The 16,182-nt window shown below is 40.8% G+C and carries 17 protein-coding genes; 16 read left to right on the top strand and 1 reads right to left on the bottom strand.

Features of this window, described 5'->3' with window-relative positions:
- Window position 1: 1 nt before the first annotated feature.
- A complete protein-coding gene (modA, locus tag R2Q70_RS21030; protein WP_316809517.1) occupies window positions 2-781 on the bottom strand; it encodes a molybdate ABC transporter substrate-binding protein in 780 nt (259 codons plus the stop codon).
- 291 nt (window positions 782-1,072) lie between these two features.
- Here modA and R2Q70_RS21035 point away from each other — a divergent pair, with 291 nt between their 5' ends.
- From R2Q70_RS21035 to R2Q70_RS21110, 16 genes are all read left to right on the top strand, one after another.
- Entirely contained in the window at window positions 1,073-1,546 is a 474-nt protein-coding gene (locus tag R2Q70_RS21035; RefSeq protein WP_316809518.1) for a (2Fe-2S)-binding protein, read from the top strand.
- A 59-nt stretch (window positions 1,547-1,605) separates the two neighbouring features.
- A complete protein-coding gene (locus R2Q70_RS21040) occupies window positions 1,606-2,190 on the top strand; it encodes a hypothetical protein (RefSeq protein ID WP_316809519.1) in 585 nt (194 codons plus the stop codon).
- Between the two features lie 29 nt (window positions 2,191-2,219).
- Entirely contained in the window at window positions 2,220-4,379 is a 2,160-nt protein-coding gene (locus R2Q70_RS21045; protein ID WP_316809520.1) for a molybdopterin cofactor-binding domain-containing protein, read from the top strand.
- A gap of 42 nt (window positions 4,380-4,421) precedes the next feature.
- Window positions 4,422-5,519 carry an XdhC/CoxI family protein gene (locus R2Q70_RS21050; protein ID WP_316809521.1) on the top strand — a complete coding sequence of 366 codons (1,098 nt, stop codon included), beginning with the start codon at window positions 4,422-4,424 and terminating at the stop codon, window positions 5,517-5,519.
- 8 nt (window positions 5,520-5,527) lie between these two features.
- Window positions 5,528-6,118: a nucleotidyltransferase family protein gene (locus R2Q70_RS21055; RefSeq protein ID WP_316809522.1), complete on the top strand. Its 591-nt coding sequence runs from the start codon at window positions 5,528-5,530 to the stop codon at window positions 6,116-6,118.
- Entirely contained in the window at window positions 6,115-7,095 is a 981-nt protein-coding gene (gene moaA, locus R2Q70_RS21060) for a GTP 3',8-cyclase MoaA (protein ID WP_316809523.1), read from the top strand. Before R2Q70_RS21055 ends, moaA begins: the two co-directional genes overlap by 4 nt.
- Window positions 7,096-7,098: 3 nt before the next feature.
- Window positions 7,099-8,274 (top strand): gephyrin-like molybdotransferase Glp, encoded by a 1,176-nt coding sequence (gene glp / locus R2Q70_RS21065; protein WP_316809524.1) that lies wholly within the window; start codon window positions 7,099-7,101, stop codon window positions 8,272-8,274.
- 70 nt (window positions 8,275-8,344) lie between these two features.
- Window positions 8,345-8,842 carry a molybdopterin-binding protein gene (locus R2Q70_RS21070; protein WP_316809525.1) on the top strand — a complete coding sequence of 166 codons (498 nt, stop codon included), beginning with the start codon at window positions 8,345-8,347 and terminating at the stop codon, window positions 8,840-8,842.
- 4 nt (window positions 8,843-8,846) lie between these two features.
- Window positions 8,847-9,080, top strand: a complete 234-nt coding sequence (locus R2Q70_RS21075) for a MoaD/ThiS family protein (protein WP_316809526.1) — start codon at window positions 8,847-8,849, stop codon at window positions 9,078-9,080.
- Between the two features lie 3 nt (window positions 9,081-9,083).
- Window positions 9,084-10,202, top strand: a complete 1,119-nt coding sequence (locus R2Q70_RS21080) for a HesA/MoeB/ThiF family protein (protein WP_316809527.1) — start codon at window positions 9,084-9,086, stop codon at window positions 10,200-10,202.
- Complete coding sequence (locus tag R2Q70_RS21085) at window positions 10,199-10,642, top strand: molybdenum cofactor biosynthesis protein MoaE (protein ID WP_316809528.1); 444 nt, start codon at window positions 10,199-10,201, stop codon at window positions 10,640-10,642. Before R2Q70_RS21080 ends, R2Q70_RS21085 begins: the two co-directional genes overlap by 4 nt.
- Window positions 10,611-11,549 (top strand): bifunctional molybdenum cofactor biosynthesis protein MoaC/MoaB, encoded by a 939-nt coding sequence (gene moaCB, locus R2Q70_RS21090; RefSeq protein WP_316809529.1) that lies wholly within the window; start codon window positions 10,611-10,613, stop codon window positions 11,547-11,549. Before R2Q70_RS21085 ends, moaCB begins: the two co-directional genes overlap by 32 nt.
- Window positions 11,550-11,628: 79 nt before the next feature.
- A complete protein-coding gene (locus R2Q70_RS21095) occupies window positions 11,629-12,456 on the top strand; it encodes an MOSC domain-containing protein (protein ID WP_316809530.1) in 828 nt (275 codons plus the stop codon).
- Between the two features lie 173 nt (window positions 12,457-12,629).
- Window positions 12,630-13,715 (top strand): glycosyltransferase family 4 protein, encoded by a 1,086-nt coding sequence (locus R2Q70_RS21100; RefSeq protein WP_316809531.1) that lies wholly within the window; start codon window positions 12,630-12,632, stop codon window positions 13,713-13,715.
- Window positions 13,715-14,866 carry an acyl-CoA dehydrogenase family protein gene (locus R2Q70_RS21105; RefSeq protein WP_316809532.1) on the top strand — a complete coding sequence of 384 codons (1,152 nt, stop codon included), beginning with the start codon at window positions 13,715-13,717 and terminating at the stop codon, window positions 14,864-14,866. Before R2Q70_RS21100 ends, R2Q70_RS21105 begins: the two co-directional genes overlap by 1 nt.
- Window positions 14,850-16,178 carry a bifunctional PIG-L family deacetylase/class I SAM-dependent methyltransferase gene (locus R2Q70_RS21110; RefSeq protein WP_316809533.1) on the top strand — a complete coding sequence of 443 codons (1,329 nt, stop codon included), beginning with the start codon at window positions 14,850-14,852 and terminating at the stop codon, window positions 16,176-16,178. The genes R2Q70_RS21105 and R2Q70_RS21110 overlap by 17 nt, the downstream gene beginning before the upstream one ends.
- The last annotated feature ends 4 nt before the right edge of the window (window positions 16,179-16,182 follow it).

Consider the following 16,182-nt stretch of genomic DNA (forward strand, 5'->3'; position numbering starts at 1 on the left):
CTTAGTTTTGTTGTGGTAAATGATAACCATTCGAATCTATTATTTTCCTCGCCGATGGAGAAGAGAGATAATTGTAAAACTGAGTTGCCTGGTCTAAACCGGTTTGATTGGCATGTTTAAGCAAAATCGCAGCTTGTTCAATTTTACTGTAACTCTTAGGATCTATCCTCACCCATTTTAATTTTGAACGTTCAACCCGTTCGTAGAGAAATGCCTCTGTGGTAAATCCGATTTCTACAGCGCTTGTTTGAATATAGGTATTTACTTGCGAAATGCTCTCTCCGAATACCAGTTTCGGGGCGATGTCATTTTCCAATCCGTAGAATTTAAGGGATTCCTGTGCGGCTTTTCCATAAGGTGCTGTTTTTGCATTCGCAATTGCAATTTTTTTCACCTCACTGCTTTTTAGAAGTGATTGCCAGTTTTTTATGTCATCTTTAACCGATCCGCAGACGATTAAACTCCCTAAGGCATAAACCTTTGGCGCCTTCAAGCCGTAACCTTTCGCAAATAACTGATCTGGAAATTCAGTATCGGCAGAAAGAAATACATCGTATGGCGCACCGTTCATAATTTGTGCGCTAAGTTTTCCTGATGCACCGATAATTACTTCGATGGCTATACCAGTACGTTTCTTAAAATCGGCCTGCAACTTTTTGATAACGCCTTGGGCGTTTGCAGCCACCGCCACACGAAGCGGCTGGGCATAACTTTTAACCTGTAAAGCAATTAATAAAATGAATAGTATGAGTATTCTGGCGATTTTATAATGTCTAAGCATTTAATTTTGTTCAAGAAATTTTAGAAACAGGCTAAATTTAGCCTTTTAGCTACAAACATCAATTATTAAAATAGGTTTAAGCTTTAGTTCAAATTCAAAGATAAAACAACATCTTAAAACGCTTAAGAATATAAAATTACCATTATTACCTTTTATGTACCAATATTACTGAATGGGCAAACACTTGAGCATGTTATTTGTAAATTAGTTAACGGAAAATTACGATTAGCTAAGGCCATGAATAGAAGTTTATTTTTTGAGCGATGCTAAAACAAAACTAAAACTAACAAAATGATTTCTTTGAACATTAATGATCAAAATTTTAATATCGACGCAGATCCAGAAATGCCGCTATTATGGGCTATCCGAGATCTGGTTGGGCTAACCGGCACCAAATTTGGCTGTGGCGTGGCACAATGTGGCGCTTGTGTCGTTCACTTAAATGGTGAGGCTGTTCGCTCCTGTGTAACCAAAGTTTCGAGGGCGCAAAACCAAAAGATTTTAACCATTGAAGGTTTATCCAAAAATAATGATCATCCTTTACAGCTCGCATGGAACGAGGCTGATGTACCGCAGTGCGGTTATTGTCATTCAGGCCAGATCATGTCTGCCGCCGTTTTATTGCGAGAGAAACCTAACCCAACCGATGAAGATATAGATCAAGCTATGTCAGGCAACATCTGCCGCTGTGGTACATATCCACGAATCCGTAAAGCCATCCACATGGCTGCTGAAATGACTAAGAAAGGAGGCACGGCGAAGTGATGGTTAAATTAAGAAATATACTCAAAGGGCATACAGGCATTATGCGGATCGCCTACATCATGGTGATCATACTTTCATTGGTAACCATCATGGCTTTCGCTTTACATGACGACCATAAACCTGTTGAGCCGGTAAAGAAAATTGTCGTGGCAAAAGATAGTGTGGCATCAGTAGCAGCATTTAAAAAAGTATATCGCGTATTAATGAGCCCCAGGTGTATGAATTGCCATCCATCAGGAGATATTCCACTGCAGGGCGATGACAGCCACTTACATACAATGAATCCGCAGCGAGGTGTGGAAGGAAAAGGTGTATTTGCCATGAAATGTGCCAACTGTCACCAACCCACCAATACACCTGGCAAAAATACGCCTCCGGGAAATCCAAACTGGCATTTGCCACCAGCAAATATGAAAATGGTTTTTCAGGGCAGAACACCTTACCAGCTTGCCAAACAACTTGTTAATCCGAAGCAAAACGGCAACAAGGACCTAAAAAAATTAATTGAACATGCTGATGACGGATTGGTACTGGCAGGCTGGAATCCGGGTGAAGGAAGAACGCTACCACCAATGAGCCATGCAGAATTTAAGAAAGCCTGGATCACCTGGCTCACCACTGGTGCCTATGCACCAAAAAAATAACCTCATTTTCTTTTAGAAAACAACATATTATGAGCACACCACAAGTTTCGAGAAGAAATTTTTTAAGAACCGCAGGATTAGGCAGTGCAGGCTTATTTCTTGGTTTATATTTACCTGATGCCGCCATGGCAATGGTAATGAGCGAAGAAGAAGCCCTGGCAGCAGATGTTTACACCGAGCTTACTGCATGGATTTTAATTAAACCGTCCGGACAAATTACCCTTGTTAGTCACAGGGCAGAAATGGGCCAGGGTGTTTACCATTCCATTGCACAAATTATTGCCGAAGAACTCGAGGTAGATTTGGCATCAGTAGATATTCAGTTTGCCCAAGGTAACGAGAAAAAATATGGCAGCCAGTTAACTGGTGGTAGTTCAACCATTCGTGGTGCTTACAAAAACCTGCTAAAATTGAGTGCCTCAGCACGTCAGGTATTAATCATGGCAGCGGCTGCGAAATGGTCCGTTCCCGTTACCGAATGTTATGCTGCATCAGGTCATGTGATTCACAAACCTTCTAATAAAAAGTTCCATTATGGCGAACTGGTGGTAGATGCCGCAAAACTTCAGGCACCAAAAGATGTAGCATTAAAACCTCGTTCGGCTTATAAATTAATTGGCAAACCGCTTCATAGAAAGGATACTCCACTTAAAACTAACGGACAGGCAATTTTTGGAATCGATAAACGAATTCCGGGGATGGTTTTTGCCGCCGTAGAGCGTAATCCAAGACTACGCGGAAAAATTAAGAGTTTTGATGATACCGAAGCCCGCAAAGTTCCTGGTGTAACTAATGTGATCAAAATTGCCATGGGCGTTTACGACATGGAAAGAGAAGGTGTTGCTGTGATTGCCACCTCTACCTGGGCGGCTTTACAAGGTAAAAAGGCATTAAAAATAGAATGGGATGATAGCGGTTTCGAACATGTAAACACTCCGGAAATTTACCGCAAACAACGCGAAGTTTTAAAAACGGAAGAAGGGCGTTTATTGAAAACCCAAGGCGACCCAAATGCAGTGATTGCCCGTTCGAAAGACATTGTAGATGTGGTTTATGAAACTCCTTATCAATCTCATGCCACCATGGAGCCTTTAAATTGTATTGGTCATCATCGTGGTGATACCGTTGAAATTTGGGGACCAGTACAGGCACCTAACTGGATTCAGGATTATATCAGTAAAAAGATGGGAATTGCTTTTGATAAAGTAATTGTGAACATGACTTTTTTGGGTGGTGGTTTCGGCAGAAAAGCTTTAATGGACTACCCGCATGAAGCATTAGTTATCTCAAAAGCGATCGGCTTACCTGTTCAGGTAATTTGGGCCAGAGAGGATGATATCACACAAGGGCCATTCCGCCCGGGAATTTCCTATCGTTGCCAGGGTGTGATTGAAAATAATGAAGTCAGCGCCATAAAATTCCGTATGGCTGGGCAAAACAATGATCATTTCCGCTCTGGCGATAACGGTAAAGCAAATAGAAGTACCTCCGAAGGCTGGTTAAAACCATATTTCGAAACCATCAAAAACATTAGTTTTGCTGATGTTCCTTTTCAAACGCCAATTCCAACTATGTTCTGGCGCTCGGTTTACGCCTCTACAAATGGTTTTGCTTATGAAAGTTTTGTTAACGAGCTGGCCCATAAAGCAGGTAAAGATCCGCTTGAATTCAGGCGCAATTACCTTAAAGAAGAAAGGGCTGCAAAACTAATTGATAAAATTGAAGAAGTTTCAGGCTGGAAGAACAAAGGCAAAAACAAAGGTTTCGGCATTGCCATAACAGAGTGTTTCGGCACAACAGTCGCTCAGGTAGTTAAAGTTTCGAAAAAGAAAGGCGAAAAACTGAAAATTGATCAGGTTTGGGCTGTGGTAGATTGCGGATGGTATGTAAATCCGGATATTATTCATGCCCAGATTGATGGTGCCATTGTAATGGGTTTGGGTGCGGCCACCATTCACGAAATTACTTTTAAAGATGGTTTGGTAGAACAGCGTAATTTTTATGATTACAAAATGCCGAGATTAACCGATATTCCGCCAATTGAAATACACATCATGGAAAATGATTCGGATGCAGGTGGTATCGGCGAACCAGGGTTACCGCCCTTCGCTCCTGCCTTGACGGAAGCAATATTCGATCTTACGGGCAAACGCATCAGAAAACTGCCTTTTGATATGGCAAGTATTTAAGTTAATTTTATCAGGAGCCAAAATTTGGCGCTTAATTACCCTATGAAAGAAATAGCTGACATTATTGGTGCCTACCACAGTGCCGTAAAAGAAAACCGCAAAACGGCATTGGCAACTGTGGTTAAAGTAGAAGGTTCCTCCTACAGAAGAGCAGGCGCCAGAATGCTCGTTACCGACGATGGCATGCTTACCGGAGCCATCAGTGGGGGTTGTTTAGAAGGTGATGCACTTCGAAAAGCGCTTTCTGCAATCCATCAAGGCGAAAATAAGTTAGTAACCTACGATACCACTGATGAAGACGATGCCAAATTCGGGGTGCAGTTAGGTTGTAATGGAATTGTTCATATTTTGTTTGAGCCTATTTTCAGCGATGATAAATTCAATCCTATCGAATTATTAAAAGCAGCCGACAGCAAACGTGAAAATTGTGTTTTTGTAACGCTTTTCTCATTAGAGGATAAAACTCAGCCTGGTTCTGTCATGTTATTCCGCGAAGACGCCATTCTCGAAAAAAATATTGCCGAAATTGCTGGCTCAATAAAAAATGATGCCTTTGATGTGTTGAAATTGCAATTATCGCGGATAGAAACATACATCATCGAAGGGAAAAACTACGATGCTTTGCTGGAGTTTATTCCACCACCTATCCAGCTTTTGATTGCCGGAGCAGGAAACGATGCCCAACCGCTGGTGGCCATGGCCGACATTCTCGGATGGGAAATCACGGTGATCGACGGGCGGCAAACCCACTGCACTTTACAAAGGTTTCCGAACGCCAAGAGAATTCTGGTGGCGAAACCCGGAGAAATCTTGACCAGCGTAGAAATAGATAGCCAAACGGCATTCGTGTTAATGACGCATAATTACAACTATGACATTGAGTTATTAAATATTTTACTGGAAACTAAAGTACCTTATATCGGTACATTGGGCCCAAAGAAAAAACTGTTGCGAATGCTCGATGAATTGGGAAAAAGTGATGAAATTGAAAAAGTAAATGGACCAGTCGGATTAGACATTGGTGCAGAAACTGCTGAAGAAATTGCTGTATCGATCATTGCAGAAATAAAAGCCGTGTTTTCTGGTGCCTCTTCAAAAATGCTCAAGGAAAAGAAACAATCCATTCATTCTTACGAATAGCATCAGATATGGAAACCGCAATCATTATTCTGGCAGCAGGGAATTCGAGCAGAATGGGCCGGCCAAAACAATTGCTTCAATACAAAGGGCAAACTTTTTTAGAAATTGCAATCCAGGCGGCTGTACAAACCAGTTTTAGTCCGATTATTGTTGTACTGGGTGCGCATGCGAAGAAAATTTTGCATGTGCACAACCATCCCACGATCACTTTTGTGATTAATGAAGATTGGGAAAAAGGAATGTCATCAAGTATTGCAACCGGCATGAATGTGATTTTAAAAGATTTTTCAGACACAGAAAATGTCATCATTACGGTAGCCGATCAGGTTCACATTACCTCTACTATTCTGGAAGATCTGTATCATACATTCAAATCTGAAAATAAAAACATTGTCACTTCCCATTATTTGCAAACAACAGGCACTCCCGCATTGTTCAACAAGAAATACTTCAATAATTTACTAAATTTACAGGGTTCAGGAGGTGCAAAAAATATCATCAAACAACACGTTGACGATGTATCATCCATTCCTTTTGAACTCGGCCATATCGATATTGATACGGCAACAGATTATCACAACTTAATTAATCATCAATGATAGCAGATGCGTTTGGAAGAGTACATGATTATTTACGAATATCGCTAACAGATAATTGCAATTTCCGCTGCTTTTATTGCATGCCCGAAGAAGATTATGATTTTACACCTGCTTCGCGATTGATGCAACCAGCCGAAGTTTTCGCATTAGCTAAAACCTTTGTAGATCAGGGCGTTAAAAAAATCAGATTAACGGGTGGCGAACCATTGGTGCGTAAAGATGCTGCCGAAATTATCCTGGCTTTAGGAAAACTACCTGTTGAACTGGTGATGACCACCAATGGCACCCGGATAGCAGAAATGCTTCCTGTACTTTTAGAAGCAGGCATTAAAACGGTGAACATCAGTCTGGATACCTTGCAACCCGATAAATTTTTCACCATTACCAGAAGAGATGTTTTTCATCAGGTTAGAAGCAATATCGAGTTATTGCTACAGCATAAAATCGCCGTTAAAATTAATATGGTGGTGATGAAAGGATTGAATGATGGTGAAATTAAAGATTTTATAGACTGGACAAAACACAATCCTATTCAAATTCGATTCATAGAATTTATGCCGTTTACAGGTAATAAATGGACAAGCAACAAAATGTTTTCTTTAGAAGAAATTTTAGCGCTTGTGGAAAAGGATTTTGTGGTTCTACCCGTAAAATCTGCACCCAATGATACCGCAAAACATTTTATGATTCCTGGACATGAAGGTTCCTTTGCTGTAATTAGCACCATGACTGCTCCTTTTTGCAGCACTTGCAATCGCATGCGACTCACTGCAGATGGAAAATTGAAAAACTGTCTTTTCTCGGTAGGCGAAACAGACCTTTTAAATCCTTTAAGAGCTGGGCAAGATGTGCTTCCACTGATTAAGGCTTCCATTTGGGCTAAAGAAAAAGAACTTGGCGGGCAATTGGGTAAACATTTCGAAAACCTGGATGCTACCCTACTCAATAATAGAAGTATGATTACCATTGGCGGATAAAAAATGATCTCTGTAAACGAAGCTAAAGCGCTTATTGCGAATAATATTCAACCACTGTTGCCTGTAAAATTGCCCTTATTACAGGCCCATCAGCACATTTTAGCCGAAGATGTTTTTGCCATTTGCGACATACCGGCCTATGAACAGTCATCAATGGATGGTTATGCCATTAGGTTTTCAGAAGCGGGTATCGCACTGGAGTTAAACGGTGAAATGGCCGCGGGAACCAATGCGCAACTCACCATAAATGCCAGACAAGCAAGCCGCATATTTACCGGTGCGCCCTTACCTTTAGGCGCCAATACGGTAGTGATGCAGGAAAAAACCGAAATTTTAAACGGAAAACTGATAATTCAAGATACAAATCTTTCTGCTGGACTTAACGTAAGAAACAAAGGTGCAGAGATTAAATCAGGCGCATTGGCGATGGAAAAAGGAAATTACCTTAGCCCGGCTGCCCTTGGTTTTCTCGCTGGCATCGGCATTACCGAAGTTTCAGTTTTTCCTATGCCGAAGGTTTCTATTATCCTTACCGGTAAAGAACTGGTTCAACCTGGAGAAACTTTAGCTTTTGGGCAGGTTTATGAATCTAATTCCTATTCCTTAAGCGCCGCATTAAACCAGGCAGGAATTAATCAGCTAGCGGTTTTTGAAGCCGATGACGATTTAGAAGTATTAACTACCATCCTCCAAAAGGCTTTGGCAACAAGTGAAATCGTTTTGCTTACCGGCGGTGTAAGTGTTGGCGATTATGATTTTGTACTCGAAGCTTCGGCCCGATGCGGAATTCAAAGGGTTTTCCATAAAGTAAAACAAAAACCCGGAAAGCCGCTTTTCTTCGGCAGACTCAATCAGCAATACATTTTTGGCCTGCCTGGAAACCCGTCGTCGGTGCTCAGTTGCTTTTACAACTACGTTCTACCAACGCTTGCCGCACTTTCCGGCAAAACAAATCCGGCTAAAGAAATTGAGGCCGAGCTAAGCAGTGCTTACAAAAAGTCTCCAGGATTAACTCACTTTTTAAAAGGACACTATCAGGATGGAAAAGTAAGTATTCTAAGCGCACAAGAATCTTTCCGTTTGAGTACTTTTGCTCAGGCCAATTGCTTGATCATAATCGATGAAGAAATTGAGCAATTGGAGCAAGGTGAAGTGGTTAGGATCATGTTATTACCTTAACAATACTCAACGGCAAAATTATTAACAACCACCAACTTTTAACAAAAATTAAATACATATCAATATATAAATGAGATACATCACCCTAATCATTTTATTATTTTCTTTAAATGCGCACGCACAAGAAAGCAAACAGTTCACCATCGAGGGTAAAATAAAAAACCCTACTACATTAAACCTATCAAACCTTGAGGAATTTAAAAGTTTGAGCCTTGACAGCATGGTGGTTTTTAATCACCTGATGCAGCGGAAAAGTAGTATCAAAAACATCAAAGGCGTATTATTAAAGGATGTATTATCCAAAATAGAAATTGAGACTACCTCACCAAAAGTATTAAGTGAATATTACATTGTATGCACCGCTACCGATAATTATAAAGTGGTATTTTCATGGAATGAGTTATTCAATTCAGAAACTGGAAAACATGTGATGATTTTAACCGCTTTCGATGCAAACCCGGCAAAAAATGAAAAAGGAAACATTGCATTGATTTCACCAACAGATGAGGCAACGGGAAGAAGATTTGTAAAAGGATTAAGCAAAATCACTATACTTCAGGTAAATTAGCGCTATGGAAATCGAAATTATCAGTTTCGGGAAAATAGCAGAATTGGTGAACCTTAAGAACCTGAACATCGATGGCATTAAAGATACCGATGGTTTACAAAAGCACCTGGAAGCTGCTTTCCCAAAACTCAAAGAAACTAAATATAAACTGGCACTGAATAAGCAAATTATACACGTCAATAGTCCATTGGCATCAGGTTCAGTAGTGGCCATTATGCCGCCTTTTTCTGGAGGATAAAATATGGATAGGGAAAGATACCACAGGCAACTCATTTTAGATGGTTTTGGCACCGCAGCACAAGAAAAACTTCTCGATTCAAGTATTTTGGTGATTGGTGCAGGCGGCTTAGGCTGTCCGGCTTTACAATACCTTACTGCTGCAGGTATCGGTCGTATTGGTATAGCTGATGGTGATGTGGTTTCGATGAGCAATCTACATCGCCAGTTACTTTTCGCTACAGAAGATATCGGAAAGCTAAAGGTAGGCGTAGCTGCGAAAAGATTGGCAGCTATCAACCCTGAAGTTTCCATCCAGTCCTACCCTTTTTTCGTTACGCCAAATAATATCCTTGATGTGATGGAGGCTTATGATGTAGTGATCGATGCTACAGATAACTTCGAAAGCAGATACCTCATTAACGATGCCTGTGTACTTTTGAAAAAGCCTTTGATATTTGCCGCGGTTTCAGGTTACGAAGGCCAGCTGGCAATATTTAACCTGGCGGATGAAAAGGGTATCGCCACAAATTATCGCGACCTCTTTCCCATTCCACCGGCAAAAGGAGAAATTCCGAATTGCTCCGAAAATGGGGTAATCGGTGTATTGCCTGGCATCATTGGCACCATGCAGGCTGCAGAAGCCATTAAAATCATTACAGGAATTGGGAAGCCATTAATCAACAAAATACTAAATTACAACTTGCTGGAACAGTCCTTTTATGAAATCGAAGTGACGCCGGCACCACCTAACAGCTACGTTTTACCGAAAGACAAAATTTCCTTTTTAAAAATGAATTTTGGTAACCAGAAAGCAGATATAAAAAAAAGTGTGATAGAAATAGACATTAGCGAATTACAAGATATTCAGCAAAAGGAAAATACGCTACTTATTGATGTGCGTGAAAAATATGAAGTCCCGCAACTTAACCACGGAGAATTTAAACAGTTCCCCATGTCGGCTTTGCAGAACTTGCTTAACGAAGATATTGCAGAAGATAACATCGTTCTGATCTGCCAGCATGGAATCAGAAGCCTATCAGCAGCTGAATATCTTCATGAAAAATATGGCAACGAAAAAAACATCTACAGTTTAAAAGGCGGAATTGCCCGTTGGAAAAACTTTTTCACCTCTCAATCATGACGGAAAAGAAAATTAAGAACATTTTTGTTCAGGATGCCATTAGTGCTGCTTTTATTGCAGATAGCATCGCGAAACACAGTTCGAAGACAGAAATTGGCGGTCACAGCATATTCCTCGGACAGGTAAGAGCAGATGAGATTGACGAAAAACAAGTTGTGGCCATTGATTACACTGCTTATGAGGAACTTGCTTTGGCACAAATGCACCAAATCAGGGAAGATGTTTTCAGCAAATATCCTTTAAGCTGTATGCATGTGCACCACAGTTTAGGAACCATTAATGCAGGTGAAATTTGTTTGTTCGTTTTCACTTCATCAAAACACAGAAAACCTGCAATGGATGCCTGCGATGAACTGGTAGAAAGAATTAAGGCAGAATTACCCATTTGGGGAAAAGAAATATTTGCTGATGCTTCACATCAGTGGAAAGAAAATAAATAATATGGTTAACATCACGCATAAATCAAATACCCTTAGAATTGCTATTGCCACGGCAACCGTTCGGGTTTCTAAACAAGAAACCATTGATGCCGTTGAACAAAGAAAGGTACCAAAGGGTGATATTTTTGAATTTGCCAGGGCAGCTGGTTTATTTGGCGTAAAAAAAACGAGTGATGTCATCCCCGACTGTCACCCCTTACCTGTTGAATTTACTGCTATCACTTACGAAATAAAAGATTTAACCATAATCATTTATGTAGAAGTGCATACCATCTACAAAACTGGTGTGGAAGTAGAAGCCATGCATGGTGCTTCAGTTACTGCTTTGACCATGTATGATATGCTTAAGCCCATTGATAAAGGGGTTGAGATCGAATCCATCAGGTTATTAAAAAAATCAGGAGGCAAAAGTGATTTCAACAAGCATGAGTTTACCGACCTCAGGGCGGCAGTTATTGTTTGCTCTGACACCATTTCTGCAGGCCAGGGTGATGATCAATCTGGAAAAGCCATAGTTGCTAAACTGGAATCTTTTGGATTGGAAACCAGCATTTTTGAAGTAATTCCAGACGACTTTGAGCAGATTCAAAACAGGGCCAAAACGCTTTCAGCAGAAGTTGATTTACTGATTTTTACCGGTGGAACAGGCTTGTCGCCACGGGATGTAACCAGCGATGCTGTTTCACCTTTGATCGAAAAACCTATAGATGGTGTTATGGAAACTGCCCGCCGCTACGGCCAGGAACGGATGCCATTTGCCATGTTATCACGAAGCGTAGCCGGATTAATCGGAAATTCACTGGTGCTGACATTGCCTGGATCATTAAAGGGCGCTACAGAAACAATGGATGCACTCTTTCCTCAGGTATTGCATGTTTTTAAAGTAATGAAGGGCGCCAGACATTAATTCAGCACAATTGCAACTTTCAGTAGTTTGAACGATCACCCGAGGTTGTAGTTTATAAAGTCTTTGCTATCTTTATTCCGTGAACAAACTACTACTTTCAGGCATTTACATCTACCCCATTAAATCACTTGGCGGAGTAAGTTTAGCGGAATCTTATATCGAAGAACGTGGGCTGCAATACGATAGAAGGTGGGTTTTGATTGATGATGAGGGTATGTTCATTACCCAAAGAAAATACCCGCTATTATCACTTTTACAGGTCGATGTATTGGATAATCAGTTAAAGATTTCACATAAAGATCACCCTTTAGAAACGATTTCGTTTTCTATTGATCAGCAGACAAGAGTAGGTATTCCGGTTACCATCTGGGATGATTTGACCGAGGGTTTCGAAGTTGATCCAAACGTAAGCGAATGGTTCTCCCGTTACATGAACTTTAGTGTAAGGCTGGTAAAAATGAATCAGGCTACCAAAAGACATGTAGATCCAAGATATGCAAGCCATAAAGAGATTGTAAGTTTTGCCGATGGTTACCCCTGCCTGATTATTGGTCAATCTTCGCTGGATCATCTAAATGAAAAACTAAACGAACCCGTTCACATGGACAGGTTTCGCCCAAATTTTGTGTTTACCGGCGGCGAAGCGCATGTTGAAGATACTTTCAAAGATTTTGAAATGGGCGGAATTCAGTTTTCTGCTGTTAAACCTTGCGCCAGATGCGTACTCATCACTGTTAACCAGCAAACTGCCGCTAAAAGTGCCGAACCGCTCAAAACGCTTTCCAAATACCGCACCATCAATAATAAAATTATGTTCGGTCAAAACCTTTTACATCAGGGTTCAGGCATCATTCGCGTCGGGATGGAAATTCAAATCAAATCGACCAAAGAAAAAATTCTGCCTTAAGCACCTAGGGTATATCCAGCTATTTATTCGCTTAAAGAGCGACTGAGCTTCAATCATCAACCTATTCAGTGTAAATAAGCTTCAGTTAAAAAAGGATATTTACTAATAAAAAAAACTGAAGCGTGATTTTTATTGTCATAATATAAAGCTTATTACTTAAGCTTAAATTATTTATGAAAATAGGCATCATTGCGCATTTGAAACACCCCATCAAAGCACCTTTTGCAGGTGGTCTGGAGGTTTTCACCCATCAAATTACAACCTTACTCACTCAACGTGGACATGAAGTCATATTATTTGCCAGTTCGCAATCAGATGCACATCTCCCGCTCGAACCAATTCTATCTGACGATCATTATGATGCCAATACCGGCGTAAGAATAAAGAAAAAAGATCTGCCTTCAGAGTATATTGCAGAGCATCATGCTTATTTAAATTTAATGATGTCAGTTGATGATTATGGTTTGGATATTATTTTCAACAACTCCCTCCATTATATTCCCATTACAATGGCTAATGCAATTAAAACGCCCATGTTAACGGTATTGCACACGCCGCCATTTTATGAATTGGAACTTGCCATCAAGGCTGAAAGACGTCATCCAGTGATGAATTATGCTACGGTTTCACAGCAAAGTGCCAACAACTGGCAGCATCTTGTTAATCATTGTACCGTAATTCCGAATGGTATCGTAACAAACGACTGGAAGCCGCGGCTTCATAAAACCGAAGAATCTTATGCGATATGGTTCGGACGGATACATCCTGATAAGGGACTGCATTTAGCCATTGAAGCTTGCAAAAAGGCAGGCATAAAATTAAAAGTAGCCGGAGGCATAGCCGATCAGCGTTATTTAGATCGCATGATTGCACCGCAGTTAGATGAAAATATTGAACTATTGGGTTTATTGAATCAACAGGAACTCAATAATGTAATTGGCCAGGCAAAGGTTTGTTTAATTACGCCGTGCTGGCAAGAACCATTTGGTTTAGTCGTAGCAGAAGCCATGGCCTGTGGAACGCCAATTGTTGGCTTTAAAATCGGCGCACTGCCCGAATTAGTGAATGAGTGCTGTGGCGTATTGGTAGAATTTCCTGATACCGATGCATTGGCAAATGCCATTCCCGTGGCCAGCCAGCTTGATCGATCGGCTGTTGCTGAATCAGCTACCCGATTCGATATCCATAAAATGATTGATAGTTATGAAAAATTGCTGGAAACGCTGGCAAAAAAACAACCCGTGAAACAAGCATCCTGATGATAGAAACCCCTACCCGAACGATAATCCAGACTTTTGAGCTGCAGAGCTTTGAAGATATCTTACAGAAAATAAAATCGCAGGCCAAGTTGTCTGAGCATGATCCCGAAGGATTAAAAAAAGAATTTCAATGGCTTAAAGAAAGTGGTGCGCTGAAAATTGTACTTCCCGGCGAACCGCTTGATTTTAACCAACCGAACATGCCTGCATTGCTTAACCTGCTCAAAGCAGTGGGCAAGGCTAATCTTTCCGTAGGGAGAATTTTCGAAGGCCACATCAATACCCTTTACCTCATTCATCTTTATGCAGATGAACAACAGAAAAAAGAATGGTACCAGGGTGTTCAGGATCAGGGCCACCTTTTTGGTGTTTGGAATACTCAGGCACAAAATGGCATTCAGTTTTATCCGGAAGCCGATCAGTTTAAAATCAGCGGCAGCAAAACCTTTTGTTCTGGCGTAGGCATAGTAGATCGGGCACTCATCACAGGAAATATAGATCACACAGATAGAAAAGGCTGGCAAATGGCAATTGTAGATATGTCGGCAATTAGTGAGCAAAACATTGACAAAAACAGTTGGAAACCTTTAGGCATGCAGGCTTCAGGCAGTTACAACGTCGATTTTTCAGGTTACCTTTTAGCCGAATCTGATTTGATCTCCAAACCAGGCATCTATTTAAATCAACCCTATTTTAGTGGCGGAGCGATTCGATTTGCTGCCGTTCACTTAGGCGGCGCAGAAGCCGTTGCAGAAAATACCATTGAATATTTACTGTCGCTAAACCGAACGGAAGACCCCATTCAGCGCCTTCGCCTATCGAATATCATGATGCAGTTGGTATCCGGAAGACTATGGCTAGAAAAAGCTGGGCAACATTATGATGAATGGGCCGATGACAAAACTCACGAACAAGACCTTATTGCCTTTGCAAATATGACACGCGTAACTATCGAAGATATTTGCCTTCGTATTATGGATGAGAGTAATAAATGCATTGGCGCCAGAGGATTAATGGCACCATACGACATGGAACGAATTTTTCGCGACCTCACTTTTTATTTACGGCAACCTGCCCCTGATGCGACCAGGCTAAATGTGGCAGATTTTTTTATTAAAAAGCAACATACCGGGCATGACTCCAATATTTGATAAAGAAGCTTTTAAAGCATCAGCTGTTCAATTAAATATTGATGATCTGCAATTTATAAAACGCTGTTTGATTCTGGTTCCCCATCCTGATGATGAGTCATTGGCTTGTGCAGGATTGATTTCCATACTGAAAGAACATGGTGCTGAATTCAAAATTATTTTGACTACAGATGGCAGCAAGTCTCATCCAAATTCAGAAAAATTTCCTCCTGAGAGGCTCACTCAAATCCGAGAGGAAGAATTAAATAAAGCCATTAAATTAATGGATTTAAATACCTCTATAATAATACCTTATAAAGGACCTGATTCTAAACTCCCGGCAAGGGGAGAAGACGGTTTTGAGATACTGGCTACCAGGCTTGCCGAAGATTTAGCTGCGTTTAAGCCAGACCTGATCCTCGTTCCTTATGAACTCGATCCACATCGCGATCATCGTGCCACCTGGCAAATGCTGATGGCTGCACTTGAAAAAGGAACCACGCAACGCCCAAAAATTTGGGAATACCCCATCTGGCTTTATGAACTGGCCCAACAAGCTGATCTGCCCAAATTAAATCATGATGAATTGAAATTTGTTGATGTACACCAATACAACACTTTAAAACAAAATTGTATTGCTGCGCATGTCTCTCAAACCACCAGACTAATTGATGACGACCCGACGGGTTTTATCCTGACTGCGGAAATGATTTCCAATTTTACCGCAGGTCAGGAGTATTTCATGGAACGAAAAAAAATAAATCCCTCCAACACATTATCTGAAGATTATTTTGAAACGCTTTATAATAGCAGTGAAGACCCCTGGAATTTCGAAAAAAGTGCATACGAGCGGCAAAAATATGAAAGCTCTTTAACTGCCATTCCACCTGGAAAATACAGCAAGGCACTCGAAATTGGTTGTTCAATTGGCGTTTTTACAGCTATGCTTACCCCACTTTGCGAGCATTTAACCGCCATGGATATTAGCACAACAGCATTGGAGAAAGCCAGACAACGTTTAGGAAATGTAGCAGATGTAGAATTTCAGCTCGGTGCCATTCCAAATGATTTCCCTGAAGGCGATTTTGATTTAATCGTAATGAGCGAAGTGGGTTATTACCTCTCAATGAAAGATTTATTGCTGACCAGAAACTTGGTTGAACAGGGCTTGAATGAGGGTGGAATTTTGTTATTGGTACACTGGACACATTTCGTTGTCGATTATCCCCTTTCGGGAGATGATGTACATGAATGCTTCAAACAATCTTCGCTTAAACATTTGCATGGCTCACGTACAGCCGATTATCGGATAGATATTTTCAAAAAACAATAAAAGT

The organism is Pedobacter agri, from assembly GCF_032678665.1.
Taxonomy (GTDB): Bacteria; Bacteroidota; Bacteroidia; order Sphingobacteriales; family Sphingobacteriaceae; genus Pedobacter; species Pedobacter agri_A.

What these genes read in the sequence shown, in the direction of transcription:
- modA (WP_316809517.1), bottom strand. Translation starts at nt 781, where the DNA reads ATGCTTAGACATTATAAAATCGCCAGAATACTCATACTATTCATTTTA.
- R2Q70_RS21035 (WP_316809518.1), top strand. Translation starts at nt 1,073, where the DNA reads ATGATTTCTTTGAACATTAATGATCAAAATTTTAATATCGACGCAGAT.
- R2Q70_RS21040 (WP_316809519.1), top strand. Translation starts at nt 1,606, where the DNA reads ATGGTGATCATACTTTCATTGGTAACCATCATGGCTTTCGCTTTACAT.
- R2Q70_RS21045 (WP_316809520.1), top strand. Translation starts at nt 2,220, where the DNA reads ATGAGCACACCACAAGTTTCGAGAAGAAATTTTTTAAGAACCGCAGGA.
- R2Q70_RS21050 (WP_316809521.1), top strand. Translation starts at nt 4,422, where the DNA reads ATGAAAGAAATAGCTGACATTATTGGTGCCTACCACAGTGCCGTAAAA.
- R2Q70_RS21055 (WP_316809522.1), top strand. Translation starts at nt 5,528, where the DNA reads ATGGAAACCGCAATCATTATTCTGGCAGCAGGGAATTCGAGCAGAATG.
- moaA (WP_316809523.1), top strand. Translation starts at nt 6,115, where the DNA reads ATGATAGCAGATGCGTTTGGAAGAGTACATGATTATTTACGAATATCG.
- glp (WP_316809524.1), top strand. Translation starts at nt 7,099, where the DNA reads ATGATCTCTGTAAACGAAGCTAAAGCGCTTATTGCGAATAATATTCAA.
- R2Q70_RS21070 (WP_316809525.1), top strand. Translation starts at nt 8,345, where the DNA reads ATGAGATACATCACCCTAATCATTTTATTATTTTCTTTAAATGCGCAC.
- R2Q70_RS21075 (WP_316809526.1), top strand. Translation starts at nt 8,847, where the DNA reads ATGGAAATCGAAATTATCAGTTTCGGGAAAATAGCAGAATTGGTGAAC.
- R2Q70_RS21080 (WP_316809527.1), top strand. Translation starts at nt 9,084, where the DNA reads ATGGATAGGGAAAGATACCACAGGCAACTCATTTTAGATGGTTTTGGC.
- R2Q70_RS21085 (WP_316809528.1), top strand. Translation starts at nt 10,199, where the DNA reads ATGACGGAAAAGAAAATTAAGAACATTTTTGTTCAGGATGCCATTAGT.
- moaCB (WP_316809529.1), top strand. Translation starts at nt 10,611, where the DNA reads ATGCTTCACATCAGTGGAAAGAAAATAAATAATATGGTTAACATCACG.
- R2Q70_RS21100 (WP_316809531.1), top strand. Translation starts at nt 12,630, where the DNA reads ATGAAAATAGGCATCATTGCGCATTTGAAACACCCCATCAAAGCACCT.
- R2Q70_RS21105 (WP_316809532.1), top strand. Translation starts at nt 13,715, where the DNA reads ATGATAGAAACCCCTACCCGAACGATAATCCAGACTTTTGAGCTGCAG.
- R2Q70_RS21110 (WP_316809533.1), top strand. Translation starts at nt 14,850, where the DNA reads ATGACTCCAATATTTGATAAAGAAGCTTTTAAAGCATCAGCTGTTCAA.